The sequence below is a fragment of the Kitasatospora sp. NPDC042419 genome (genome assembly GCF_056437345.1).
Genome location: NZ_JBWKAW010000002.1, coordinates 450,847 through 477,095 on the forward strand (window position 1 = coordinate 450,847; position 26,249 = coordinate 477,095).

Sequence of the window (26,249 nt, forward strand, 5' to 3'; positions counted from 1 at the left end):
CCACCATGTCCAAGCCCCTGCCCACCACCGTGCGCACGCACCTCACCGCACTGCGGATGCTGCTGGTGATGACGGTGATCCTCGGCATCGCCTACCCGCTGCTGGTCACCGGCATCGCCCAGGCCGCCTTCACCGACAAGGCCAACGGCTCGATCGTGAAGCTCGACGGCAAGGAGGTCGGCTCCGGCCTGCTCGGCCAGAGCTTCGACCTGCCCAAGCAGAACCCGGACGACGCCGACGAGGTCGCGCTCCCCGACCCGAAGTGGTTCCAGCCGCGGCCCGGCGCCCACGACCCGAAGGCCTCCGGCGCCTCCAACCTGGGCCCCAACAGCGAGGACCTCACCGCGACGGTCGAGGAGCGCCGCAAGGCCGTCGCCGCGTTCGACGGCGTCGACCCGGCGAGCGTCCCGGTGGACGCGGTCACCGCCTCCGGCTCCGGCCTCGACCCGCACATCTCGGTGGCCTACGCCGAGCAGCAGGTCGCCCGGGTCGCCAAGGCCCGCGGCAACATCTCGCCCGAGCAGCTGGGCAAGCTGGTCGAGAAGTACACCGACGGCCGCTCACTGGGCTTCCTCGGGGAGCCGGGCGTGAACGTCGTCCTGCTCAACAAGGCACTCGGCGAGCAGAAGTGACAGCACATCAGTTCGCCGACTGACCGGAGACCGGCCCGGGCGCGGGAGGGACACCCCCCCGCGCCCGGGTCGGTCTCCCGTGTCCGTGCACCTCCGATCGGCCCACAGACGAAAGAGCATCGCCCATGGCCCGCGACCTCGCCCCCGGCACCGGCCACCGCCGAGGCCGGCTGAGGGTCTACCTCGGCTCCGCCCCCGGCGTCGGCAAGACCTACCGGATGCTGGACGAGGCACGGCGCAGACAGGACCGCGGCGCGGACGTGGTGGTCGGCTACATCGAGTGCCACGGCCGCCGCCACACCGAGTCCATGCTCTCCGGCCTGGAGGTCCTCCCACGGGCCCACCGCTCCTACCGGGACAGCGGGTTCGAGGAGATGGACCTCGACGGCGTGCTCGCCCGCGGGCCGGCCGTCGTCCTGGTCGACGAGCTGGCCCACACCAACGTCCCCGGCGGCCGGCACGCCAAGCGCTGGCAGGACGTCGAGGAGCTGCTGGCCGCCGGGATCGACGTCATCACGACCGTCAACATCCAGCACCTGGAGTCGTTGAACGACGTCGTCCAGAAGATCACCGGCATCCCGCAGCGCGAGACCGTCCCGGACGAGGTGGTCCGCCGGGCCGACCAGATCGAGCTCGTCGACATGGCCCCGCAGGCACTGCGCCGGCGGATGGCCCACGGCAACGTCTACAAGGCGGAGAAGGTGGACGCCGCGCTCTCCAACTACTTCCGGGTCGGCAACCTCACCGCCCTGCGCGAACTCGCCCTGCTCTGGGTGGCCGGGCGGGTCGACGAGGGGCTGCGCGACTACCGGGCCAGCCACGACATCGACCGCGTCTGGGAGACCAGGGAACGCGTCGTGGTCGCCCTCACCGGCGGCCCCGAGGGCGAGACACTGGTCCGCCGCGCCGCCCGGATCGCCGACCGCACCGCCGGCGGCGACCTCCTCGCCGTCCACGTCACCCGCAGCGACGGCCTGGCCGGGGCCTCCTCCGGCGCGCTCGCCCAGCAGCGGCAGCTGGTCGAGGCCCTCGGCGGCAGCTACCACGTGGTGGTCGGCGACGACATCCCGACCGCGCTGCTCGCCTTCGCCCGCGCCCACGACGCCACCCAGCTGGTCCTCGGCACCAGCCGGCGCGGCCGGATCACCCGCTTCCTCACCGGCCCCGGCATCGGCGAGACGACCGTGGACGCCTCCGAGGACATCGACGTCCACATGGTCACCCACGAGTTCACCGGCCGCGGCCGACTGCCCTCGCTCGGCCGCCGCCACTCCAGGCGCCGCACCGTCGCCGGCTACCTCGCCGGGCTGGTGGTGCCCTGGCTGATCACCGCCGGGCTCTCGCAGTCCCACGACACCGTCAACCTCACCACCGACGCCCTGATCTTCCAGCTCGGCGTGGTCGGGGTGGCGCTGCTCGGCGGTGCGACCTCCGCACTGCTCGCCTCGGTGGTCGCCTCGCTGCTGCTCAACTACTTCTTCATCCCGCCCGTCCACGCCTTCACCATCGGCGAGACCAACAACATCATCGCGCTGACCGTCTTCGCCGCCGTCGCGCTGACCGTCTCCACCGTGGTCGACCACGCGGGCCGGCTCACCGCCCGGGCCGCCCGGGCCACCGCCGAGGCCGAGACGCTCTCCACCCTCGCCGGCAGCGTGCTGCGCGGCGCCGACGCGCTGCCCGCCCTGCTGGAGAAGTCCCGCACCGCCTTCGGCATGCACGCCGTCTCCCTGCTGGAGCGCACCGGCGGCGAGGTGCTGGCCGCCTGCGGCGAGGGCGAACCCGAACCGGGACAGCCCGCCGAGGCCACCGAGGTCCCGGTCGGCGCCGACGCCGTCCTGGTCCTCACCGGGCGCCGGCTGCCCGCCGCCGACCACCGCGTCCTCACCGCCTTCGCCGCGCACGTCGCCGCCGCCCTGGAACGCGACCGGCTCGCCGTGGTCGCCGCCGAGGTCGAACCGATCAAGGCCGCCGACCGGATGCGCACCGCCCTGCTCGCCGCCGTCAGCCACGACCTGCGCACCCCGCTGGCCGCCGCGCTCGCCTCGGTCGGCTCGCTGCGCAGCCCGGACGTCGAGTTCTCGCCCGAGGACCAGGCCGAACTGCTGGCCACCGCCGACGAATCCCTGGTCAAGCTCAACCGGCTGGTCGACAACCTGCTCGACATGAGCCGCCTCCAGGCCGGCGCCCTCACCCTGCACCTCGCCGAGACCCACCTCGACGAGATCCTGCCGCGCGCCCTCGACTCGCTGCCCGACCCGTACGCGCCCGTCCAGCCGCTCGACCTGGAGACCGTGCCGCCGGTCCTGGCCGACCCGCCGCTGCTGGAGCGCGTCCTCGCCAACGTGATCACCAACGCGCTGCGCCACAACGCGCCCGGCGCACCGGTCCTGGTCACGGCCAGCCACCTCGCCCGGCCCCCGGGCGGGGGGACGGCCGCGGACCGGGTGGAGATCCGCGTCATCGACCGCGGCCCCGGCATCGCCCCGGAGGACCGCGACCGGGTCTTCCTGCCGTTCCAGCGCCTCGGCGACACCGACAACACCACCGGCGTCGGCCTCGGCCTCGCACTCTCCCGCGGCCTCGCCGAGGCCATGGGCGGCAGCCTGGAGGTCGAGGACACCCCGGGCGGCGGCACCACCATGCTGCTCACCCTGCCCGCCGCGGGCCCCGGCGGACCGCACCCGGACGGACCGCACGCCGACGGACCGCACGCCGATGCGCACCAGGGCGGGCCGCACCCGGAGGAGGCGTCCGGATGAGCGAGATCCTGATCGTCGACGACGAACCCGCGCTGCTGCGGACCCTGCGGATCAACCTGAGCGCCCGGCAGTACGCCGTCCGGACCGCCGCCACCGGCGGCGAGGCGCTGGACCGCGCCGCGCACACCGCCCCCGACGCCGTCCTGCTCGACCTCGGCCTGCCCGACCTGGACGGCATGGAGGTCATCCGGGGCCTGCGCAGCCGCAGCGCGGTGCCGATCATCGTGCTCTCCGGCCGCTCCGGCGCCGCGGACAAGGTGGGCGCGCTGGACGCCGGCGCCGACGACTACCTGACCAAGCCCTTCCTGATGGAGGAACTGCTGGCCCGGCTGCGCGCGGTGCTGCGCCGCCCGCCGAGCGACCCGCCGGCCCCCGCGCCGGTGGTCCTCGGCGACCACACCGTGGACCTCGCCGCCACCACCGTCACCGGTCCGGACGGGCCGGTCCGGCTCACCCCGACCGAGTGGCGGATCCTCGCGCTGCTGCTGGCCAGCCCGGGCCGGCTGGTGCCCGGGCGGCAGATCCTGCGCGAGGTCTGGGGCCCGGCCCGGGAGGAGCGCGGCAACTACCTGCGGGTCTACCTGGCGGGGCTGCGCCGCAAGCTGGAGCGCGATCCGGCCCGCCCGAGCCACCTGATCACCGAGCCCGGCATCGGCTACCGGTACGAGCCCTGAGCCCGCGCTGCGGGCGGGCGGCGTCAACGAGCCGTCAGGAGCGGGCGGCCGGACGACAACGGGGCGTCAAGGGCGCCCGGGAGGCGTCGTCCGTGGGCGTAGCGTCAGCGGTGAGGGAGCGGCCCCGCTCCAGTGGGGGATGCCTGGGGCCGCTCCGCCGCCTCGGCGGCCAGTGGGGGAAGGGGCGTGCGGCCGACACCGCGCGCCCCTGTCACCTTTCCGGACCAGTGCGGGCCCGGCCGTGCGCGGCGGCCACCCGCCGGGAAGGGCGGGCCGAGAAGGGACACCGCCGGGCACGGCAGGATGCGGGGCCCCGGCGGTCACCCCCCGTCCGTGCCGCCCGACTGCCGGGGCAGCGCCAGCGCCACCGTGTCGGCGAACTCCCGCACGGCACTGGTCCGGCTGACCACCCGTCCGCTGTGCACCACCAGCCGGCTGTGCCCGCCCGCCAGCGCCCCCGCCAGGCTGTCGCCGCGGACCGCCAGCAGCTCGGCCGGGAACCCGGCGTCCACCCGCACCGGCGGCAGCCCGAGCGCCGCCCGCGCCTGGTTGGACACCGCGTCGTACGCCGCCTCCACGCTCAGCGCCCCGCCCGCCGCCAGCAGGTACGCGGCCTCCAGCGGATCGGCCCGTCCGACCGGGTTGGCCCCGTCCCGCAGCGAGCCGCTGCCCGCCACCAACGGGACCCGGGCCTCCAGCAGCTCGCGCAGCACCGCCGTCCGCAGCCCCGCCGCCCGGCCCTCCACGCCGGAGCAGCCGCCGTTCTGCGGCAGGCAGACCACCCGGACCCCGCTGCTGGCCAGGACCGCCGAGGCGCCCTTCGCCAGCGACCCGCACGGCCCCAGCACCACCCGCGGCCGCAGCGGCCCGAGCACCCCGGCCAGCCGGGCCAGCTGGACCGGGTCGGCGGCCGTGGTGTGCAGGTCGACGGGACAGTCCGCCTCCCGGGCGGCCTCCAGGAGCACCTGGACGTAGCCCGCCGGGTCCGGGTCCAGCTCGGGGCAGCCGCCGGCCGCGGTGGCGCCCAGCTTGAGCGCGTCCCGCAGCTGGGCCCGGCCGTCCGCGCCGGCCCGGCCGGTGAGCAGCCGGGGCATCGCGACGGCCTGCAGGTCGGCGAGTCCGCGCAGCGCCTGACGGGCGGTGAGCACCGCCTCCAGCCGGCGGAGCCCGTGCACGTCGCCGATCCGGACGTGGGTGCGCTGGGCGGTGGCGCCGTAGCCGAGCGAGGTGAGCGCGGCCTCGGTGACCCGCCGGGTGAGGTCGGTGGGCGTCTCCGGCGGCGGGGCGGGCAGCGCGGCGGAGAAGGCGACGTCGTAGTGGGCGTGCGCCTCGGCCGGGGCCGGCAGCAGCAGGTAGCCGCGGAGGTCGATCCGGGCGCCGGTGGTGACGGTGGGGGCGCCGGGCAGGGCCGGCAGCGGGCCGAGTCCGCCGGAGGTGCCGACGGCCTGGATCCGGTCGCCGCTGATCCGTACGTCCACCACCCGGCCGTCGGCCAGCCGGGCGTCGGTGAGGAGCAGGACGGGGCCGTGCCCGAGCGGGTTGGCCGCCGGGCCGGGTCCGGGGTGCGGCCCGTCGGCGGCTGCGCTGTCCATCGCCCGGCTCCTTTTTGTGCTGGCCCGGCCCGCTGTGCACGGCCCCGGCCCGGTTCCGATCAATGAGCGACGAGCCTACGGCGGGCAGGGCCGGGGCGCGGGGAGGCGGGCAATAGTCGTATCGGGTCGGGCCGCCGTCCGCCGGGGCCGGTCGAACGCCCTGCCTTCGATCGTTCGCCAGTGCAGGCCGTCGACCTGCGGACTTCGCCGCGCGATACGGATTTCACCTCTGGGCGCGGAACGTGTAATCTCTTCCTCGTTCGCCCCTATAGCTCAGTCGGTAGAGCGTCTCCATGGTAAGGAGAAGGTCTGCGGTTCGATTCCGCATGGGGGCTCTGGTGAGAGAGGGCCGGCTTCGGCTGTGCTCAGGATCACCGTGGCGGTGTAGCTCAGTTGGTAGAGCAAGCGGCTCATAATCGCTGTGTCACCGGTTCAAGTCCGGTCACCGCTACCCCGCGTAGTCGGTCGGGAGATCGCACTCCCGGTCGGCTACTCTTGTCTGTGTTCTTATTCATTGTCCAAGGAAGGCACTCCCGTGGCTGCCACCGATGTCCGCCCGAAGATCACGCTGGCCTGCGTGGAGTGCAAGGAGCGGAACTACATCACCAAGAAGAACCGGCGTAACGACCCGGACCGTCTTGAGATGAAGAAGCACTGCCCCCGCTGCAACTCGCACACCGCGCACCGCGAGACCCGCTGACCCTTTCGCAGGGCAACGGGCCTGTGTGAACCAGGTCAACGACTCCGGGCCGCATCCCTCACTGGGTTGCGGTCCGGAGTTTTTTTGTCATCCACCGCGCTTCCGAGGAGTTGCCCATGGCACTCGACCCCTCCTTCATCGGGCGGACCTACCCGCCCACCGATCCGTACGAGGTCGGCCGGGAGAAGATCCGCGAGTTCGCCGCAGCCGTGGGCGACGCCAACCCGGTGTACACCGACCAGGAGGCCGCCAAGGCGTTCGGTCACCCGGACGTGATCGCCCCGCCGACCTTCCCGTTCATGCTCACCTTCCGGGCCGCCGCCCAGGTGGTCCAGGACCCCGAGCTGGGCCTGGACTACAGCCGGGTGGTGCACGGCGACCAGAAGTTCGCCTACACCCGCCCGGTGCGGGCCGGTGACCGGCTGACCGTCGCGGTGACCATCGACAACATCAAGTCGCTGGCCGGCAACGACGTGCTCACCGTGCGCGGCGAGGTGTCGGACGAGACCGGCGAGCACGTGGTGACGTCGGTCATGACCCTGGTGGCCCGGGCCGCCGACGAGAAGACGGGGGAGTGAGCCCGATGGCGATCAGCTACGACGAGGTCGAGGCCGGCACCGAGCTGCCCGCGCAGTCCTTCCCGGTGACCCGCGCCACCCTGGTGCAGTACGCCGGCGCCTCCGGCGACTTCAACCCGATCCACTGGAACGAGAAGTTCGCCCTGGAGGTCGGCCTGCCCGACGTCATCGCCCACGGCATGTTCACCATGGCCGAGGCGATCCGGGTGGTCACCGACTGGGTCGGCGACCCGGCCGCGGTGGTCGAGTACGGCGTCCGCTTCACCCGCCCGGTGCCGGTGCCCAACGACGGGGTCGGCTCCGTGATCGAGGTCACCGGCAAGGTCGCCAAGCTGCTCGACGACCGCAAGGTCCAGGTCGACCTGGTGGCGACCTACGGCGGCCAGAAGGTGCTGGGCATGTCGAAGGCCGTCGTCCGGCTGGTCTGAGCCCGCACCGGGTGGGCGTGGGCGACTTGCGGCCCGGAAGTCGTTTACGCCTACCCTGGGGGCGTGCTGGAAGAACTCGACGCCCCCCTCGCCCCGCTGACCACCCTCCGGCTCGGCGGTCCGGCCCGCCGCCTGGTGACCGCGCACACCGACGACGAGGTGGTCGCCGCCGTCCGCGCGGCCGACGCGGCCGGCGAGCCGCTGCTGGTCCTCGGCGGCGGCTCCAACCTGGTGATCGGCGACGCGGGCTTCGCCGGCACGGTGCTGCGGATCGCCACCACCGGCTTCACGCTGGACGGCACGGCGCTGGAACTGGCCGCCGGCGAGGTCTGGGCCGACGCGGTGCGCCGGACCGTGCTGGAGCACGGCCTGGCCGGCATCGAGTTCCTGGCCGGCATCCCCGGCTCGGCCGGCGCCACCCCGGTGCAGAACGTCGGCGCCTACGGCCAGGAGGTGGCGCAGACGATCACCGACGTGGTCGCGTACGACCGCCGGGCCGACGAGGTGGTCACCCTCACCGGCGCCGAGTGCGCCTTCTCCTACCGGCACAGCCGCTTCAAGGCGGAGCCGGACCGCTACGTGGTGCTGCGGGTCCGCTTCGCGCTGGAGGACGCCGGCGGGCGCTCCACCCCCGTCCGGTACGCCGAGGTCGCCAAGCACTTCGGCGTGGCGCAGGACGAGCGGGTCGGACTGCGCCAGGCGTACGAGGCGGTGCTGGGCCTGCGCGCCGGAAAGGGCATGGTGCTGGACCCGGCGGACCACGACACCTGGTCGGCCGGCTCGTTCTTCACCAACCCGGTGCTGGACCGGGAGCAGTACGCCGCGTTCCTGGCGCTGGCCGCCGAGCGCGAGCTGACCGCCCCCGCCTACCCGGCGCCGGACGGCCGCACCAAGACCTCGGCGGCCTGGCTGATCGACCGCGCCGGGTTCGGCAAGGGCTACGGCAGCGGCCCGGCGACCCTCTCCACCAAGCACACCCTGGCGCTCACCAACCGGGGCGCCGCCAGCACCGAGGACCTGCTGGCGCTGGCCCGGGAGATCCGGGACGGCGTGCGGGCCGCGTTCGGGGTGGAGCTGGTGAACGAGCCGGTGATGGTCGGGGTCGCGCTGTAGGGTCCGCCGGCCCGGGGGCGCGTCCCGGGCGGCCGCGCCGCCTCAGCCCGCCAGCCAGGCGTCGACGTCCGCGAGCAGTTCCTTCCGCACGCTCTCCGGCGCGCACGAGCCGCGCACCGACTGGCGGGCCAGCTCGGCCAGTTCGGGGTCGGAGAAGCCCAGCACGTCGCGGACCAGGCCGTACTGGTCGGCCAGCCGGCTGCCGAACAGCAGCGGGTCGTCGGCGCCGAGGGCGAGCGGCACCCCGGCGTCGAACAGCCGCCGCAGCGGGACGTCCTCGGGGCGCTCGTAGACGCCGAGCGAGACGTTGGAGGACGGGCAGACCTCGCAGGTGACCTGGCGGTCCGCCAGCCGCTGCATCAGCCGCTCGTCCTCGGCGGCCCGGACGCCGTGGCCGATCCGGCCGGCGCCCAGGTCGTCCAGGCAGTCCCGGACCGACTCCGGCCCGGCCAGCTCGCCGCCGTGCGGTGCGGCCAGCAGCCCGCCCTTGCGGGCGATGCCGAAGGCCCGGTCGAAGTCGCGGGCCAGGCCGCGCCGCTCGTCGTTGGAGAGGCCGAAGCCGACCACGCCCCGGTCGGCGTACCGGACGGCGAGCCGGGCCAGCGTCCTGGCGTCCATCGGGGACTTCATCCGGTTGGCCGCGACCAGCACCCGGATGCCGACCCCGGTGGCCGAGGCGGCCTGCTCGACGGCGTCCAGGATCAGCTCCAGAGCGGGGATCAGGCCGCCGAGCAGGGGCGCGTAGGAGGTCGGGTCGACCTGGATCTCCAGCCAGCGCGAGCCGTCCCGCCGCTCGTCCTCGGCGGTCTCCAGGACCAGCCGGCGGATGTCGTCCTCGTCCCGGAGCACCGAGCGGGCCGTGTCGTAGAGGCGCTGGAAGCGGAACCAGCCGCGTTCGTCGGTGGCCCGGAGCTTCGGCGGCTCGCCGGAGCTGAGCGCCTCCGGCAGCCGGACGCCGTGCTTGTCGGCCAGTTCCAGCAGGGTGGCCGGGCGCATCGAGCCGGTGAAGTGCAGGTGCAGGTGGGCCTTGGGCAGGTCCCTGACGTCTCGCGGGTTCAGCAGGCGTTCCATTCACGAATCCTGCCGTACGGAGGGCCCGGACGGGAACCGCCCCCTTCACATCCCCCGAAGGGGTGAAAAGGGGGCGGTCCGGGGAGCCTGCGCCGTCAGTCGCGGGCCTCGGCGAGCAGCTTCTGGATCCGGCCCACGCCCTCGGCCAGGTCGGCGTCGCCCAGCGCGTAGGAGAAGCGCAGGTAGCCCGGGGTGCCGAAGGCCTCGCCGGGGACGACCGCGACCTCGGCCTCGTCCAGGATCAGCGCGGCCAGCTCGCCGGAGGTCTGCGGGCGCTTGCCGCGGATCTCCTTGCCCAGCAGGCCCTTGACGGACGGGTAGACGTAGAAGGCGCCCTCGGGCTCGGGGCAGACCACGCCGTCGATCTCGTTGAGCATCCGCACGATGGTCCGGCGGCGGCGGTCGAAGGCGGTGCGCATCTCGTGCACGGCGGAGAGGTCGCCGGAGACGGCGGCGATCGCGGCGCGCTGCGCGACGTTGGAGACGTTCGAGGTGGCGTGCGACTGCAGGTTGGTCGCGGCCTTGACGACGTCCTTGGGGCCGATCACCCAGCCCACCCGCCAGCCGGTCATCGCGTAGGTCTTGGCGACCCCGTTGACCACGATGGTCTTGTCGGCCAGCTCGGGGAGGAGGGCCGGCAGCGAGGTGAACTCGGCGTCGCCGTAGACCAGGTGCTCGTAGATCTCGTCGGTGAGCACCCAGAGGCCGTGCTCCAGCGCCCAGCGGCCGATCGCCTCGGCCTCGGCCCGGGTGTACACCGCGCCGGTCGGGTTGGACGGCGAGACGAAGAGCACCACCTTGGTGTTCTCGGTGCGGGCGGCCTCCAGCTGCTCGACCGAGACCTTGTAGCCGGTGGTCTCGTCGGTCACGACCTCCACCGGCACACCGCCGGCCAGCTGGATCGACTCCGGGTAGGTGGTCCAGTACGGGGCCGGGACGATGACCTCGTCGCCCGGGTCCAGGATCGCCGCGAACGCCTCGTAGATCGCCTGCTTGCCGCCGTTGGTCACCAGCACCTGGGAGGCGTCCACCTGGTAGCCGGAGTCGCGCAGCGTCTTGGTGACGATCGCCTCCTTCAGCTCCGGCAGGCCGCCGGCCGGGGTGTAGCGGTGGTTCCTCGGGTCGCGGCAGGCCTCGACGGCCGTCTCGACGATGTAGTCCGGGGTCGGGAAGTCCGGCTCGCCGGCGCCGAAGCCGATGACCGGGCGACCGGCCGCCTTGAGGGCCTTGGCCTTGGCGTCCACGGCGAGGGTGGCGGACTCGGCGATCGCCCCGATCCGGGCGGAGACGCGCCGGTCGGCGGGGCGGACGGAACTGTCGGGCTGCGGGGTGGAAGCGCTCATGCCTGCATGGTCGCAGACGGGATACGGCCCGGGCATGGCGGTTTCACGATATGTACGGGACCGTCCGGATGGCGGCCCGGAAAGAAGAGGTTCGACCAAACACCCCCCGACCACGTACACTCACTGCTCGACGGACACCGAACGGACCGGAGCCCTCGCCACCTGTACCTACAGCGGCGGGAGATACGGTAGGTTGGTGGTCGCTACTGGAGCCGAAAAGCTCCGTAGGGCAATAGCTCAATTGGTAGAGCACCGGTCTCCAAAACCGGCGGTTGGGGGTTCAAGTCCCTCTTGCCCTGCTGCTTGATCCGTACTCAGCCCGTTCGCTCCGAAGAGCGAGCGGGCTTGATGCGGAGAGGGCACCGAACAGCACCGCTTTAGCCGGCCGCTCGTGCCCTACCGGGTACGCAGGTGATGCTCGGCAGGACCCGGATTCAGGTGAGGACGAGTGACGGAGACCACGGGCTCCACCGCAACGCCTGAGAGCGGCAACCCCGAGGGGGCCGACGGCGCTGCCGAGACCACGCCCGCCGAGGGCGAGTCGCGCCGCAAGCGCTCTGGCGAGAAGAAGTCCGGCAAGCGCGGCAAGAAGGGCCCCTTCGCCCGGCTCGCGCTGTTCTACCGCCAGATCATCGCCGAGCTGCGCAAGGTCGTCTGGCCCACGCGCAGCCAGCTCGTCAACTACACCACCGTCGTGGTCGTGTTCGTCGTGGTCATGATGGCCTTCGTCTCCGGCCTCGACTACGGCTTCTCCAAGCTGGCCCTCTGGATCTTCGGCTGACAGGGCTGCCGCACCTTTGAAACAGCTTCCCGACCCGGGCCGGTCCTCGGCCCGGGTCGAGCTGTCTGCGTCGGAGGTACGGGGCCGCTACCGTTGACTCGGTACTGTTGAAGTCTCCGAGGCGAACTTCCGGCGCCCGCGAGAGCGGAGCGGCGCCGGTACCGCCACGGAGCGCGCCACCTTCACCATCTCCAGGAAAGAAGCAGCCACCGTGTCTGAGTCCCCCCTGTACGACGCCGACGAGACCGTCCGCGAGGCGGATGTCGCCGCCGAGCCGGACGCGGCCGAGCTGGCTGACGACGTCGAGGCCGCCGAGCAGATCGTGGACGCCGCGGACGGCGACGAGGACGAGGTCGAGGCGTACGACGAGGCCGAGGCCGGTGAGCCGGCCGAGGAGGCCGCGCTGCACGAGGAGTCCGACGAGGAGTCCGAGGCCGCCGCCGAGGACGAGACCGAGGACGAGGACGCCGTCGAGGCCGAGGCCGAGGAGGCCGTCGAGGTCGACCCGGTCGCCAAGTTCCGCGAGGACCTGCGGTTCATGCCGGGCGAGTGGTACGTGATCCACACCTACGCCGGCTACGAGAACCGGGTGAAGCAGAACCTGGAGCAGCGCGCCGTCTCGCTCAACGTCGAGGAGTACATCTTCCAGGCCGAGGTGCCGCAGGAAGAGGTCGTCCAGATCAAGAACGGCGACCGCAAGACCATCCGCCAGAACAAGCTCCCCGGCTACGTCCTGGTGCGCATGGACCTCACCCCGGAGTCCTGGGGCGTCGTCCGCAACACCCCCGGCGTCACCGGCTTCGTCGGCAACGCCTACGACCCGTACCCGCTGACGCTGGACGAGGTCGTCAAGATGCTCGCCCCGGACGTCGAGCGCCAGGCGGCCAAGGAGGCCGGCAAGCCCTCCCCGGTCAAGCCCAGCGAGATCCAGGTGCTCGACTTCGAGGTCGGCGACTCGGTCACCGTCACCGACGGTCCGTTCGCCACGCTGCAGGCGACCATCAACGAGATCAACCCCGACTCGAAGAAGGTCAAGGGCCTGGTGGAGATCTTCGGCCGGGAGACCCCGGTCGAGCTCTCCTTCGACCAGATCCAGAAGAACTAGTCCCACGGTCTCCGGATCCGGGGCAGGGTCGAGAGCCCTGCCCCGGATCCGTTTTGGTCCAGCGGCGCAGAAGCGTTAGCCTGGTCCGATGTGTGTGCTGGCGACCGGGTGTCGCCCCGGTTCCGCACGCACCAGCAATCACCTCTCGGAAGGACCCGGAGAGACATGCCTCCCAAGAAGAAGAAGGTCACGGGGCTCATCAAGCTCCAGATCAACGCCGGTGCGGCCAACCCCGCGCCGCCGGTCGGCCCCGCGCTGGGCCAGCACGGCGTCAACATCATGGAGTTCTGCAAGGCCTACAACGCTGCGACCGAGTCGCAGCGCGGCATGATCGTGCCGGTGGAGATCACGGTCTACGAGGACCGCACCTTCACCTTCATCACGAAGACGCCGCCGGCCGCGCGCCTCATCCTGAAGGCTGCGGGTGTCGACAAGGGCTCGGCCGAGCCGCACAAGACCAAGGTCGCCAAGCTCACGGCCGCCCAGGTCCGCGAGATCGCCACGGTCAAGCTCCCCGACCTGAACGCCAACGACCTGGACGCCGCGTCGAAGATCATCGCCGGCACCGCCCGGTCGATGGGCATCACCGTCGAAGGCTGATCAGCCCCTTTCGTCCCTGTGGTAGGGCCTGCGCAGGCCCGTGACACCACGACTCCCATCACCATTCAGGAGCAGCAGTGAAGCGCAGCAAGGCTCTGAAGGCCGCGGACGCCCAGGTCGACCGCGACCGCCTCTACGCCCCGCTTGAGGCCATCCGCCTCGCCAAGGCGACCAGCACCACCAAGTTCGACGGCACCGTCGAGGTCGCCATGCGTCTGGGCGTCGACCCGCGCAAGGCCGACCAGATGGTCCGCAGCACCGTGATCCTCCCGCACGGCACCGGTAAGACCGCTCGGGTCCTGGTCTTCGCGACCGGCGAGCGTGCCGAGGCCGCGCGTGCTGCTGGCGCCGACATCGTCGGTGCCGACGAGCTCATCGACGAGGTCGCCAAGGGCAAGCTGGACTTCGACGCCGTCGTCGCCACCCCGGACCTCATGGGCAAGGTCGGCCGCCTCGGCCGCGTGCTCGGTCCCCGTGGCCTGATGCCGAACCCGAAGACCGGCACCGTCACCCCCGATGTCGCCAAGGCTGTCAACGACATCAAGGGCGGCAAGATCGAGTTCCGCGTCGACAAGCACTCGAACCTGCACTTCATCATCGGTAAGGCCTCCTTCACCGACGAGCAGCTGGTCGAGAACTACGCCGCCGCGCTGGACGAGGTGCTCCGCGCCAAGCCGTCCGCCGCCAAGGGCCGCTACATCAAGAAGACCGCGATCTCCACCACCATCGGCCCCGGCATCCCGGTGGACCCGAACCGCACCCGGAACCTCCTCGTCGAGGAGGACCCGGCCGCGCTCTGATCGCAGCCGCAGTCCGTACGGCGGGCCCGCACCCCCTTCGCCGGGGGTGCGGGCCCGCCGTCGTTTCCCGATCGAGACCCCTGCAGGGGGGAACTGTCGACCGGTCCGTCGTACGCTCGGCCGGACCGATCACGCGCCCCGACCGGGGCCGCCACCAGCCCGACCGCCGGAGTGTGCCGTGCCGTCCGCCCCTCGCCCCGCCGCCAAGGGGGCGGCCCTCCTGCTGCTCGCCGCCGGCCTCACCGCGTGCAGTGTGCTGGCCGTCTCGGGGGAGCGCACCCCGGACAGCGGCCGCCCCACCGTCCGGCCGCCCCGCGAGGTGCTGCTGTCCGCCGCCCAGCGGCTGGACGACGTCGGCGGCGCACAGGTCCAGGTGGTCGAGGAGGGGCCGGCCGGGCGGCGGAGCGCGACCGGCACGGTCTCCTGGGGCGCCCGCGACACGGCCGAGCTGACCGTCACCGACGAACTGGGCACCGGCCTGCTGCGCGGCCGGGACGGTGTCCTGGACCTCGGCTACCCGGGCGCGGCGCCGAAGCGCGCGGAGCGGGCCGGGGTCGAGTCGCTGGACCCACGCGCGGCCGCCGCCGGCACGGCCGGCTGGGCCGGCGGGTGGATGACCGGACTGGTCTCCAACCCCGGCGGCCCGGCGCACGCGATGGCGCTGGCCGGCAAGCTCACCTCGCTCGGCGGCGAGCAGCTGAACGGCGGGACGGTGGCCCACTACCGGGGCACCGCGCCGGTGGAGGACTTCTTCGCCGCCGACCAGGGGCTGGGCCCCGAGCGGCTGGCCGAGGTGCTCGGCTACTACCGGCAGCGGGGGGTCACGGCCCTCGGCTACGACTTCTGGGTGGCGCCCGGGGACCGGCTGCTCCGGGTACGGTGCACCGTCCAGGGCACCGCCGGCGCGGTGGTGACCACGACGGAGGTCGCCGAGGCCACCGAGCCGACCGCGGAACCGTCCCCGGCCGCGGAGTCGTCCCCGACCGCGGAGCCGTCGCCCGCCGCCGTCCCGGTCGGCTGACGCCGCGCCGCAGGGGGGCGCCGCCGGGTGCGCGCGCGCCGGGTGGCAAGGTGGCGGGGAGCGGGCGGCCCGGTGAACGGGACCGCCGGGCGGGGAACCGGTGTGAAGCGGAGGCGGGGATGGCGGTGCGGCAGCGGCTGGCGGCGGTGGTGGCCGTCGCGGTGCTGGCGGGCGGCCTGACCGGGTGCGGAGGGTCCGACGGCCCGGCGCCGAAGCCGACCGCCTCCGGCGCCGCGACGCCGACCCCGAGCAGCGCCTCGCCGACCTGGCCGGCCAAGCCGACCGACCGCTCGCCGCACGGGGTGCTGCTCTCCGCGCAGCTGGCCATGCAGACCGCCCGCCGGGCGAAGGTGAGCTACCGGCTGGGCGCCGACGCGGGCTCGGGCCCGCTGTTCTGGCAGCCGAAGACCGCGTTCCAGGTCAAGCGGTCCACTCCGGCCGACGCCGAGCAGCTGATCGTCGTGGACACCGTCGCCTACCAGGGCGGGGACGCCGCCACCGCGGCCCGGCTGGGCGGGCGGCACTGGGAGCGGTTCGCCGGGGCGCCCGGCCCGGACGGGCACCGGGAGATCCCGTACGCGGGGCTGATCGACCTGCTCAACCCGGTGGTGGCGCTGGCCGCCGCGACCGCCGACGGGGTCACCGCGCAGTACGTCGGCGAGGAGAGGTTCGAGGACGGCACGGTGGAGCACTACCGGGCCGTCACCGACGCCGCGCGCTACGCGGCGGCCCAGACCCAGCTCGGCCAGGCCCGCCGGGACGGCCTGCAGGCCGCGCTCGCGCCCGGCGGCTCGGCCTCGCTCACCCTGGACCTCTGGCTGAACGACAAGGACCAGCTGGTCCGGCTGCAGCGGACCGGGACGGGCGCGAGCGGCCGGGTGGACGACTCGGTGCTCTACACCGACCCGGGCGGGGCGCTCTCGGTGCAGGCGCCGGCCGAGGCGGACACCGTGGACACGGGCGTCCGGAGCACCTCCCCGCTGGCCCGCTGAGCCCCCGGCCGCGCCGGGCCGGCGGGGCGCCGCGCCCGCGGGGGGCTTCGGGCAGGTGGGCGATTTGCCCCGGACGGCGGCGCCCGGCTACTGTGTCGGAAGCCAAAGACCGCTGGTTGTCGCCGTGCTCCCGCAAGGGGGTGGGTGACCGAAGGACCTGTGCCTCGTGCGCAGGCGGCCCGCGCAGGATTGTTTGGAGCTTGGACTTCCGGTCCGCGTGCCCCGTGCACGCGCCCGTCGAGGTCGAACTGAGCCCCGTGCGCCTGCGCACCGGGGCTCATCTGCATTTTCCGCAGGGTTTCCTTCCGTCCGGTGGTCCACGGCCGAATGGTCGACTTTCGCGGTCGGCCGGACTTCGACATCACGGAAGGAGGCGTAAGCCTATGGCTAGGCCCGACAAGGCTGCTGCCGTCGCCGAGATCACGGAGCTTTTCCGTGGCTCGAACGCGGCGGTGCTGACCGAGTACCGCGGTCTCACGGTGAAGCAGGTCAAGACCCTGCGTCGCTCGCTGGGTGAGAACGCCCAGTACGCCGTGGTGAAGAACACGCTGACCAAGATCGCGGCCAACGAGGTCGGGATCACTGAGCTCGACGACCTGTTCGCCGGTCCGACGGCTGTCGCCTTCGTCACCGGTGACCCGGTGGAGTCGGCGAAGGCTCTGCGTGACTTCGCCAAGGAGAACCCCGCTCTCGTCATCAAGGGCGGTGTCCTTGACGGTAAGGCGCTTACCGCCGACGAGATCAAGAAGCTCGCGGACCTCGAGTCCCGCGAGGTGCTGCTCGCCAAGCTGGCGGGTGCCCTGAAGGCCAAGCAGTCCCAGGCTGCCGCGCTCTTCCAGGCCCTGCCGTCGAAGCTCGTCCGCACTGTGGACGCGCTGCGCGACAAGGTCGAGCAGGGCGGTGCCGGTACGCCGGCTCCCGCCGCCGAGGACGAGGCCGCCGAGTAGTTCGGCAGGCTCACGCCTCGCTGCGGGCCCGTGCCCGCCCAACCCGTACATCCGGCACCACCTGCCGATTTAGTGGAAGGACGCCATCATGGCGAAGCTGACCCAGGACGAGCTGCTCGCGCAGTTCGAGGAGCTCACCCTCATCGAGCTCGCTGCCTTCGTGAAGGCCTTCGAGGAGAAGTTCGACGTCACCGCTGCCGCTCCGGTCGCCGTCGCCGGCATCGCCGGTCCGACCGCCGCCGCTGAGGCCGTCGAGGAGCAGGACGAGTTCGACGTCATCCTCGAGGGTGCCGGCGACAAGAAGATCCAGGTCATCAAGGAGGTGCGCACCCTGACCTCCCTCGGCCTGAAGGAGGCCAAGGACCTCGTTGACACCGCTGGTGCCAAGGTCCTGGAGAAGGTTGCCAAGGACGTTGCCGAGAAGGCCAAGGCCGCCCTCGAGGGTGCCGGCGCCAAGGTCACCGTCAAGTGATCTCGCGCCCCCTCCTCTGAGGGGGCCTGAGGCCGGGCCGATCACCCTTGCGGGTGGTCGGCCCGGCCTTTTCGCGTTCCCGGCTCCTGGTGGGCCCGCAGGCCCGTGACGCGGCCGGCCGGGCGGGACGTACACCGGAGTGGCCGAACGTCCACTCGGCACTGTCGGTGCGGGCGGGTATGGTGATCGCTGTCATCGCCTGTGGCTCCCACCACGGCTTCTGTAACGCCGGGGCGGCCGGGGCCGATGAACGGGTCGAGGTCCGCAGCCGGAGGCGGGCCCTTGACGAACCAGGCAGGGCGCGCGATTCTCAAGGCGCGAGTCCGCCCCGGTTGGTCCGCCGCTGGATGCATAACCAGTGGCTCCGGCGGGAAGTGACTCCACGTGAGTCGTGGGCCCGGCGAGTCCGGGCCGATGCAGTACCCGTCGGACGTTCGCGTCCGACGGCTACCGGGAGGAGTCTCCGATTCGGTCTCCGAATCAGAGCTGGACAGCAGTGTCGCCATTGGCTACACTGTCCCTTTGCGCTGCCTGTTAGCTGCTCCGTGACTCGTCGCCCGGAGTTTGCGTTGCCCTGAAGGGGTCTGGCATCGCCTCCGCAAAGCGGCTCTGACCTGGGGTTTCACTCCCGGCAGAGGCCAGTGGCGAGGGAGGCGGGACCAAGCCCAAGCAGGCCCGGCTGGTACGCGCGTAGTGAGCTCCGAGCCCTCGGAAGGACCCCCCTCTTGGCCGCGCCGCGCAACGCCTCGAACAATTCCGCCGCATCCACCGCCCCGCTCCGCGTCTCGTTCGCGAAGATCAAGGAGCCCCTCGAGGTCCCGAACCTCCTCGCCCTGCAGACCGAGAGCTTTGACTGGCTGCTCGGCAATGCGGCCTGGAAGTCCCGGGTCGAGGCGGCGTTGGAGAGTGGTCAGGACGTCCCCACCAAGTCCGGTCTGGAGGAGATCTTCGAGGAGATCTCGCCGATCGAGGACTTCAGTGGGTCGATGTCGCTGACCTTCCGCGACCACCGTTTCGAGCCGCCGAAGAACTCGATTGACGAGTGCAAGGACCGCGACTTCACGTTCGCGGCCCCGCTCTTCGTCACGGCCGAGTTCACCAACAACGAGACCGGTGAGATCAAGTCTCAGACGGTCTTCATGGGCGATTTCCCGCTCATGACCCACAAGGGCACGTTCGTGATCAACGGCACCGAGCGTGTCGTCGTCTCGCAGCTCGTCCGCTCCCCGGGTGTGTACTTCGACTCCACCCTGGACAAGGTGTCCGACAAGGACATCTACTCCTGCAAGGTCATCCCCTCGCGTGGTGCCTGGCTGGAGATGGAGATCGACAAGCGCGACATGGTCGGCGTCCGCATCGACCGCAAGCGCAAGCAGTCCGTCACCGTGCTGCTCAAGGCGCTCGGCTGGACCAACGAGATGATTCTCGAGGAGTTCGGCGAGTACGAGTCGATGCGCGCCACCCTGGAGAAGGACCACACCCAGGGCCAGGACGACGCGCTGCTGGACATCTACCGCAAGCTGCGCCCGGGCGAGCCGCCGACGCGCGAGGCCGCGCAGACGCTGCTGGAGAACCTGTACTTCAACCCGAAGCGCTACGACCTCGCCAAGGTCGGCCGCTACAAGGTGAACCGCAAGCTCGGCAACGCCGAGTCGCTGGACTCCGGCGTGCTCACCGAGCCCGACATCATCGGTGCGATCAAGTACCTGGTGAAGCTGCACGCCGGCGAGGTCGAGTGGAGTGACGAGACCGGCCGCGACATCGTGGTCGAGGTCGACGACATCGACCACTTCGGCAACCGCCGCCTGCGCAACGTGGGCGAGCTCATCCAGAACCAGGTCCGTACGGGTCTCGCCCGTATGGAGCGCGTCGTGCGCGAGCGCATGACGACCCAGGACGTCGAGGCGATCACGCCGCAGACCCTGATCAACATCCGGCCGGTCGTCGCCTCCATCAAGGAGTTCTTCGGCACCAGCCAGCTGTCGCAGTTCATGGACCAGACGAACCCGCTGTCGGGCCTGACCCACAAGCGCCGTCTGTCCGCCCTCGGTCCCGGTGGTCTCTCCCGTGAGCGCGCCGGCTTCGAGGTCCGTGACGTGCACCCCTCGCACTACGGCCGCATGTGTCCGATCGAGACCCCCGAAGGCCCGAACATCGGTCTGATCGGGTCGCTGGCCTCGTACGGCCGGGTCAACGCGTTCGGTTTCATCGAGACCCCGTACCGCAAGGTCATCGAGGGTGTCGTCACCGAGCAGGTCGACTACCTCACGGCCGACGAGGAGGACCGCTACGTCATCGCGCAGGCCAACGCCCCGCTGACGGCGGAGCTGACCTTCGCCGAGCCGCGTGTCCTGGTCCGCCGCCGTGGCGGCGAGATCGACTACATCCCGGGCACCGAGATCGACTACATGGACGTCTCGCCGCGCCAGATGGTGTCGGTCGCGACCGCCATGATCCCGTTCCTCGAGCACGACGACGCCAACCGCGCGCTCATGGGCTCGAACATGATGCGCCAGGCGGTGCCGCTGCTGAAGAGCGAGGCCCCGCTGGTCGGCACCGGCATGGAGTACCGCTGCGCCGTCGACGCCGCGGACGTCATCACCGCCGAGAAGCCGGGTGTCGTCCAGGAGGTCTCGGCCGACTACGTCACCGTGGCCAACGACGACGGCACGTACACCACGTACCGCGCCGCCAAGTTCACCCGCTCCAACCAGGGCACCGCCTTCAACCAGAAGGTGCTCGTGGACGAGGGCGCCCGGGTCGAGGCCAACCAGGTGCTGGCCGACGGCCCGTGCACCGACGAGGGCGAGATGGCCCTCGGCAAGAACCTGCTCGTGGCGTTCATGTCGTGGGAGGGTCACAACTACGAGGACGCGATCATCCTGTCGCAGCGCCTCGTGCAGGACGACGTCCTCTCCTCGATCCACATCGAGGAGCACGAGGTCGACGCCCGTGACACCAAGCTCGGCCCCGAGGAGATCACCCGGGACATCCCGAACGTCTCCGAGGAGGTCCTCGCCGACCTCGACGAGCGCGGCATCATCCGCATCGGCGCCGACGTCGTCACCGGCGACATCCTGGTCGGCAAGGTCACCCCGAAGGGCGAGACCGAGCTGACCCCGGAGGAGCGCCTGCTCCGCGCGATCTTCGGTGAGAAGGCCCGCGAGGTCCGCGACACCTCGCTGAAGGTGCCGCACGGTGAGTCCGGCAAGGTCATCGGCGTCCGCGTCTTCGACCGCGAAGAGGGCGACGAGCTGCCCCCGGGCGTCAACCAGCTGGTCCGCGTCTACGTGGCCCAGAAGCGCAAGATCACCAACGGTGACAAGCTCGCCGGCCGCCACGGCAACAAGGGTGTCATCTCCAAGATCCTGCCGGTCGAGGACATGCCGTTCCTGGAGGACGGCACCCCGGTCGACATCATCCTGAACCCGCTGGGTGTCCCGTCCCGAATGAACCCGGGACAGGTCCTGGAGATCCACCTGGGCTGGCTCGCCAAGCAGGGCTGGGACGTCTCCGGCCTCGCCGACGAGTGGGCCCAGCGCCTCCAGGCGATCGGCGCCGACGCGGTCGAGGGCGGCACCAACCTCGCCACCCCGGTCTTCGACGGCGCCCGCGAGGACGAGATCACCGGTCTGCTGGACCACACCACCCTCACCCGTGACGGTGAGCGCCTGGTGAACTCCACCGGCAAGGCCCGGCTGTACGACGGCCGCTCCGGCGAGCCGTTCCCGATGCCGATCTCGGTCGGCTACATGTACATCCTCAAGCTGCACCACCTGGTCGACGACAAGCTGCACGCCCGCTCGACCGGCCCGTACTCGATGATCACCCAGCAGCCGCTCGGTGGTAAGGCGCAGTTCGGTGGTCAGCGCTTCGGTGAGATGGAGGTGTGGGCCCTTGAGGCATACGGCGCGGCCTACGCGCTGCAGGAGCTCCTCACCATCAAGTCCGACGACGTTCTCGGCCGCGTGAAGGTCTACGAGGCCATCGTCAAGGGCGAGAACATCCCCGAGCCCGGCATTCCCGAGTCCTTCAAGGTCCTCATCAAGGAAATGCAGTCGCTCTGCCTCAACGTGGAGGTGCTGTCCTCGGACGGCCAGTCCATCGAGATGCGGGACTCCGACGAGGACGTGTTCCGCGCCGCCGAGGAGCTCGGCATCGACCTGTCCCGGCGCGAGCCGAGCAGCGTCGAAGAGGTCTGACGGAGGCTGGGCCGGCCCGCTACCGGGCCGGCCCGCCCCCAGGCCCCCCTCAGACCACATGAACGACTCTCGACTTACGAAAGAGGGCTTGACGACCAGTGCTTGACGTCAACTTCTTCGACGAGCTCCGCATCGGCCTGGCCACCGCCGACGACATCCGCCAGTGGTCGCACGGCGAGGTCAAGAAGCCGGAGACCATCAACTACCGCACCCTGAAGCCGGAAAAGGACGGGCTCTTCTGCGAGAAGATCTTCGGCCCCACCCGGGACTGGGAGTGCTACTGCGGCAAGTACAAGCGCGTCCGCTTCAAGGGCATCATCTGTGAGCGCTGCGGCGTCGAGGTGACCCGCGCCAAGGTGCGCCGCGAGCGGATGGGCCACATCGAGCTGGCCGCCCCGGTCACCCACATCTGGTACTTCAAGGGTGTGCCGTCCCGCCTCGGCTACCTGCTGGACCTGGCGCCGAAGGACCTCGAGAAGGTCATCTACTTCGCCGCCTACATGATCACCTGGGTCGACGACGAGCGCCGCCAGCGCGACCTGCCGTCCCTGGAGGCGCACGTCTCGGTCGAGCGCCAGCAGATCGAGAACCGTCGCGACTCCGACCTGGAGGCCCGCGCCAAGAAGGCCGAGACCGACCTGGCCGAGCTGGAGGCCGAGGGCGCCAAGGCCGACGTGCGCCGCAAGGTGCGCGAGGGCGCCGAGCGCGAGATGAAGCAGCTGCGCGACCGCGCGCAGCGCGAGCTCGACCGCCTCGACGAGGTGTGGGCCCGCTTCAAGAACCTCAAGGTCCAGGACCTGGAGGGCGACGAGCTGCTCTACCGCGAGCTGCGCGACCGCTTCGGCACCTACTTCTCCGGCTCGATGGGCGCGGCGGCCCTCAAGGACCGCCTGGAGACCTTCGACCTGGCGGAGGAGTCCGAGCGCCTGCGCGAGATCATCCGCACCGGCAAGGGCCAGAAGAAGACCCGTGCGCTCAAGCGCCTCAAGGTCGTCTCCGCGTTCCTGCAGACCACCAACAAGCCCAACGGCATGGTGCTGGACTGCGTCCCGGTCATCCCGCCGGACCTGCGTCCGATGGTGCAGCTGGACGGTGGCCGCTTCGCGACCTCCGACCTGAACGACCTGTACCGCCGCGTCATCAACCGCAACAACCGCCTGAAGCGGCTTCTCGACCTCGGTGCGCCCGAGATCATCGTGAACAACGAGAAGCGCATGCTCCAGGAGGCCGTCGACGCGCTGTTCGACAACGGCCGCCGCGGCCGGCCGGTCACCGGCCCGGGCAACCGCCCGCTGAAGTCCCTCAGCGACATGCTGAAGGGCAAGCAGGGTCGTTTCCGCCAGAACCTGCTCGGCAAGCGAGTCGACTACTCGGCCCGTTCGGTCATCGTCGTCGGCCCGCAGCTCAAGCTGCACCAGTGCGGTCTGCCCAAGGCCATGGCGCTGGAGCTCTTCAAGCCGTTCGTGATGAAGCGCCTGGTCGACCTGAACCACGCGCAGAACATCAAGTCGGCCAAGCGCATGGTCGAGCGCGCCCGCCCGGTCGTGTGGGACGTCCTCGAAGAGGTCATCGCCGAGCACCCGGTGCTGCTGAACCGTGCGCCCACCCTGCACCGCCTCGGCATCCAGGCCTTCGAGCCGCAGCTGGTCGAGGGCAAGGCCATCCAGATCCACCCGCTCGTCTGCACCGCGTTCAACGCGGACTTCGACGGTGACCAGATGGCCGTCCACCTGCCGCTCTCCGCGGAGGCGCAGGCCGAGGCCCGCATCCTGATGCTGTCCTCGAACAACATCCTGAAGCCGGCCGACGGTCGCCCCGTCACCATGCCGACCCAGGACATGGTGCTCGGTCTGTTCTTCCTGACCTCGGACCGCGACAACGTGAAGGGCGAGGGCCGCACCTTCTCGTCGACCGCCGAGGCGATCATGGCCTTCGACGCCCGCGAGCTGGACGTCCAGGCCCCGATCGAGCTGCGCCTGCCCATCGGCACCGTCCCGCCGCGCGGCTGGACCCCGCCGCTGGACGAGGACGGCCAGACCAGCTGGTTCGAGGGCGAGTCCTTCCGCCTGAAGACCACCCTGGGCCGCGCGCTCTTCAACGAGCTGCTGCCCGAGGACTACCCGTTCGTCGACTACGAGGTGGGCAAGAAGCAGCTCTCCGCGATCGTCAACGACCTGGCCGAGCGCTACCCCAAGGTCACCGTCGCGGCGACCCTGGACAACCTGAAGGCGTCCGGTTTCCACTGGTCGACCCGTTCCGGTGTCACCGTCTCGATCTCGGACGTCATCGTCCCGCCGAGCAAGCCCGCCATCCTGGAGGGCTACGAGGCGAAGGCGGAGAAGGTCCAGAAGCAGTACGAGCGCGGTCTGATCACCGACAACGAGCGCAAGCAGGAGCTCGTCGGCATCTGGACCCAGGCGACCAACGAGGTCGCCGACGCCATGGCCGCGAACTTCCCGAAGACGAACCCCATCTTCATGATGGTCGACTCGGGTGCTCGTGGAAACATGATGCAGATGCGCCAGATCGCCGGTATGCGTGGTCTGGTGTCCAACGCGAAGAACGAGACCATCGCGCGCCCCATCAAGGCGTCGTTCCGTGAGGGTCTCTCCGTGCTGGAGTACTTCATCTCCACCCACGGTGCCCGTAAGGGCCTCGCGGACACCGCCCTCCGTACCGCCGACTCCGGCTACCTCACCCGTCGTCTGGTCGACGTCTCCCAGGACGTCATCATTCGCGAGGAGGACTGCGGCACCGAGCGCGGCCTGAAGCTCGCCATCGGCAACGTGGGCGCCGACGGCGTGCTGCGCAAGACGGACGACGTCGAGACCAGCGTCTACGCCCGCATGCTCGCCGAGGACATCACGGTGGACGGCAAGCTCCTTGCCACCGCCAACACCGACCTCGGTGACGTGCTGATCGACGAGCTGATCCGCCACGGCATCAGCGAGGTCAAGACCCGCTCGATCCTGACCTGTGAGTCGGCCGTCGGCACCTGTGCCTTCTGCTACGGCCGCTCGCTGGCCACCGGCAAGCTGGTCGACATCGGTGAGGCGGTCGGCATCATCGCCGCCCAGTCCATCGGTGAGCCCGGTACCCAGCTGACCATGCGTACCTTCCACACCGGTGGTGTGGCCGGTGACGACATCACCCAGGGTCTGCCGCGTGTCGTCGAGCTCTTCGAGGCCCGTACCCCCAAGGGTGTGGCCCCGATCTCGGAGGCGCAGGGCCGCGTCCGCATCGAGGACACCGAGAAGACCCGCAAGATCGTCATCACCCCGGACGACGGCACCGACGAGATCGCCTACCCGGTCTCGAAGCGTGTGAAGCTGCTGGTCGGCGAGGGCGAGGCGGTCGAGGTCGGCCAGAAGCTGACCATGGGTGCCACCAACCCGCACGACGTCCTGCGCATCATGGGCCAGCGCGCCGTCCAGATCCACCTGGTCGCCGAGGTCCAGAAGGTCTACAACTCGCAGGGTGTGTCGATCCACGACAAGCACATCGAGATCATCATCCGGCAGATGCTCCGCCGCGTGACGATCATCGAGTCGGGCGACGCCGAGCTGCTCCCGGGCGAGCTCGTCGAGCGCGGCCGCTTCGAGCAGGAGAACCGTCGTGTGGTGTCCGAGGGCGGTCACCCCGCCTCCGGCCGTCCGCAGCTGATGGGTATCACCAAGGCCTCGCTGGCCACCGAGTCCTGGCTGTCGGCCGCCTCCTTCCAGGAGACGACCCGGGTCCTCACCGACGCGGCGATCCACGCCAAGTCGGACCCGCTGCTGGGCCTCAAGGAGAACGTCATCCTGGGTAAGCTCATCCCGGCCGGTACGGGTCTGCCCCGCTACCGCAACATCCGGGTCGAGCCGACCGAGGAGGCCAAGGCCGCGATGTACTCGGCCGTCGGCTACGACGACTACGACCTGTCGCCCTTCGGCGCCGGCTCCGGCCAGGCGGTGCCGCTGGACGACTACGACTACGGCCCGTACACCGGCTGAGTCCACGGTTGGACCGCAGGGCGGTCACCCCTCACGGGGTGGCCGCCCTGCGGCGTTCCGGGAGTTCCGGGCGTGTTCCGGGCGCTCCGGGTGGGGGTTCTCCGTGGGCCGGGGGAGAGCGATTAGGTTTCCCGGCCGATGTCGCGTAACGTCGTGTTCACCGACGCGGGGTGGAGCAGCTCGGTAGCTCGCTGGGCTCATAACCCAGAGGTCGCAGGTTCAAATCCTGTCCCCGCTACGAAACGAAGGGCCCGGAGGCATCAAGCCTCCGGGTCCTTCGGTGTTTCCGCCTCCCGCGGGGGGCGGGCGGGAAACCGATTAGGGTTCCCGGCCGAAGTCGCGTAGGGTCGTGTTCACCGACGCGGGGTGGAGCAGCTCGGTAGCTCGCTGGGCTCATAACCCAGAGGTCGCAGGTTCAAATCCTGTCCCCGCTACGAAACGACG

General features: G+C 71.1%; 20 protein-coding genes and 5 tRNA genes. 22 read left to right on the forward strand and 3 right to left on the reverse strand.

The annotated features are described in order from the left end of the window. Positions 1-5: 5 nt before the first annotated feature. The 3 genes from kdpC (at position 6) to AC067J_RS05830 (ending at position 4,068) form a co-directional block, all read left to right on the forward strand. Entirely contained in the window at positions 6-632 is a 627-nt protein-coding gene (kdpC, locus tag AC067J_RS05820; protein ID WP_478296721.1) for a K(+)-transporting ATPase subunit C, read from the forward strand. A 125-nt stretch (positions 633-757) separates the two neighbouring features. After that, positions 758-3,394, forward strand: a complete 2,637-nt coding sequence (locus AC067J_RS05825; protein WP_478296722.1) for an ATP-binding protein — start codon at positions 758-760, stop codon at positions 3,392-3,394. Further along, entirely contained in the window at positions 3,391-4,068 is a 678-nt protein-coding gene (locus AC067J_RS05830) for a response regulator (protein WP_478296723.1), read from the forward strand. The genes AC067J_RS05825 and AC067J_RS05830 overlap by 4 nt, the downstream gene beginning before the upstream one ends. Positions 4,069-4,388: 320 nt before the next feature. On the opposite strand, the gene AC067J_RS05835 is transcribed toward AC067J_RS05830, so the two are convergent. Further along, positions 4,389-5,660 carry an amidohydrolase family protein gene (locus AC067J_RS05835; RefSeq protein ID WP_478296724.1) on the reverse strand — a complete coding sequence of 424 codons (1,272 nt, stop codon included), beginning with the start codon at positions 5,658-5,660 and terminating at the stop codon, positions 4,389-4,391. 262 nt (positions 5,661-5,922) lie between these two features. Here AC067J_RS05835 and AC067J_RS05840 point away from each other — a divergent pair. The 6 genes from AC067J_RS05840 to AC067J_RS05865 all read left to right on the forward strand — a co-directional run bounded on the left by AC067J_RS05840 (position 5,923) and on the right by AC067J_RS05865 (position 8,479). Next, a tRNA-Thr gene (locus AC067J_RS05840) sits at positions 5,923-5,995 on the forward strand. 43 nt (positions 5,996-6,038) lie between these two features. Beyond that, positions 6,039-6,111: transfer RNA gene (locus AC067J_RS05845), tRNA-Met, on the forward strand. Positions 6,112-6,195: 84 nt separating this feature from the next. Continuing rightward, the gene (gene rpmG / locus AC067J_RS05850; RefSeq protein ID WP_006604855.1) at positions 6,196-6,360 is read left to right on the forward strand and encodes a 50S ribosomal protein L33; all 165 of its coding nucleotides are present in this window, start codon (positions 6,196-6,198) and stop codon (positions 6,358-6,360) included. Positions 6,361-6,476: 116 nt separating this feature from the next. Beyond that, the gene (locus AC067J_RS05855) at positions 6,477-6,938 is read left to right on the forward strand and encodes an FAS1-like dehydratase domain-containing protein (protein ID WP_478296725.1); all 462 of its coding nucleotides are present in this window, start codon (positions 6,477-6,479) and stop codon (positions 6,936-6,938) included. A 5-nt stretch (positions 6,939-6,943) separates the two neighbouring features. Then, positions 6,944-7,366: a MaoC family dehydratase gene (locus AC067J_RS05860; RefSeq protein ID WP_478296726.1), complete on the forward strand. Its 423-nt coding sequence runs from the start codon at positions 6,944-6,946 to the stop codon at positions 7,364-7,366. Positions 7,367-7,432: 66 nt separating this feature from the next. Further along, positions 7,433-8,479 carry a UDP-N-acetylmuramate dehydrogenase gene (locus AC067J_RS05865; protein ID WP_478296942.1) on the forward strand — a complete coding sequence of 349 codons (1,047 nt, stop codon included), beginning with the start codon at positions 7,433-7,435 and terminating at the stop codon, positions 8,477-8,479. Positions 8,480-8,521: 42 nt separating this feature from the next. On the opposite strand, the gene AC067J_RS05870 is transcribed toward AC067J_RS05865, so the two are convergent. Continuing rightward, positions 8,522-9,550, reverse strand: coding sequence for an adenosine deaminase (locus tag AC067J_RS05870; protein ID WP_478296727.1), 1,029 nt, complete (start codon positions 9,548-9,550; stop codon positions 8,522-8,524). Positions 9,551-9,645: 95 nt separating this feature from the next. Continuing rightward, complete coding sequence (locus tag AC067J_RS05875; RefSeq protein WP_478296728.1) at positions 9,646-10,893, reverse strand: pyridoxal phosphate-dependent aminotransferase; 1,248 nt, start codon at positions 10,891-10,893, stop codon at positions 9,646-9,648. Between the two features lie 226 nt (positions 10,894-11,119). Here AC067J_RS05875 and AC067J_RS05880 point away from each other — a divergent pair. From AC067J_RS05880 to AC067J_RS05940, 13 genes are all read left to right on the forward strand, one after another. After that, positions 11,120-11,192, forward strand: a tRNA-Trp gene (locus AC067J_RS05880). Between the two features lie 149 nt (positions 11,193-11,341). Next, positions 11,342-11,674 (forward strand): preprotein translocase subunit SecE, encoded by a 333-nt coding sequence (gene secE, locus AC067J_RS05885; RefSeq protein WP_478296729.1) that lies wholly within the window; start codon positions 11,342-11,344, stop codon positions 11,672-11,674. Between the two features lie 211 nt (positions 11,675-11,885). Then, on the forward strand, positions 11,886-12,779 hold the full coding sequence (gene nusG / locus AC067J_RS05890; RefSeq protein ID WP_478296730.1) for a transcription termination/antitermination protein NusG: 894 nt from the start codon (positions 11,886-11,888) through the stop codon (positions 12,777-12,779). Positions 12,780-12,944: 165 nt separating this feature from the next. Beyond that, the gene (gene rplK / locus AC067J_RS05895) at positions 12,945-13,379 is read left to right on the forward strand and encodes a 50S ribosomal protein L11 (protein ID WP_345286294.1); all 435 of its coding nucleotides are present in this window, start codon (positions 12,945-12,947) and stop codon (positions 13,377-13,379) included. Positions 13,380-13,456: 77 nt separating this feature from the next. Further along, positions 13,457-14,179, forward strand: coding sequence for a 50S ribosomal protein L1 (gene rplA, locus AC067J_RS05900; protein ID WP_478296731.1), 723 nt, complete (start codon positions 13,457-13,459; stop codon positions 14,177-14,179). 178 nt (positions 14,180-14,357) lie between these two features. Further along, complete coding sequence (locus AC067J_RS05905) at positions 14,358-15,200, forward strand: hypothetical protein (protein ID WP_478296732.1); 843 nt, start codon at positions 14,358-14,360, stop codon at positions 15,198-15,200. A gap of 119 nt (positions 15,201-15,319) precedes the next feature. Next, positions 15,320-16,192: an SCO4651 family lipoprotein gene (locus AC067J_RS05910; protein WP_478296733.1), complete on the forward strand. Its 873-nt coding sequence runs from the start codon at positions 15,320-15,322 to the stop codon at positions 16,190-16,192. A gap of 383 nt (positions 16,193-16,575) precedes the next feature. Then, on the forward strand, positions 16,576-17,139 hold the full coding sequence (gene rplJ / locus AC067J_RS05915; protein ID WP_327677952.1) for a 50S ribosomal protein L10: 564 nt from the start codon (positions 16,576-16,578) through the stop codon (positions 17,137-17,139). Positions 17,140-17,227: 88 nt separating this feature from the next. Beyond that, a complete protein-coding gene (rplL, locus tag AC067J_RS05920) occupies positions 17,228-17,611 on the forward strand; it encodes a 50S ribosomal protein L7/L12 (RefSeq protein WP_478296734.1) in 384 nt (127 codons plus the stop codon). Positions 17,612-18,336: 725 nt separating this feature from the next. Next, positions 18,337-21,813, forward strand: a complete 3,477-nt coding sequence (gene rpoB / locus AC067J_RS05925; protein ID WP_478296735.1) for a DNA-directed RNA polymerase subunit beta — start codon at positions 18,337-18,339, stop codon at positions 21,811-21,813. 98 nt (positions 21,814-21,911) lie between these two features. Further along, on the forward strand, positions 21,912-25,805 hold the full coding sequence (locus AC067J_RS05930) for a DNA-directed RNA polymerase subunit beta' (RefSeq protein ID WP_478296736.1): 3,894 nt from the start codon (positions 21,912-21,914) through the stop codon (positions 25,803-25,805). 164 nt (positions 25,806-25,969) lie between these two features. Beyond that, positions 25,970-26,043: transfer RNA gene (locus AC067J_RS05935), tRNA-Met, on the forward strand. 122 nt (positions 26,044-26,165) lie between these two features. Further along, a tRNA-Met gene (locus tag AC067J_RS05940) sits at positions 26,166-26,239 on the forward strand. Positions 26,240-26,249 lie beyond the last annotated feature (10 nt).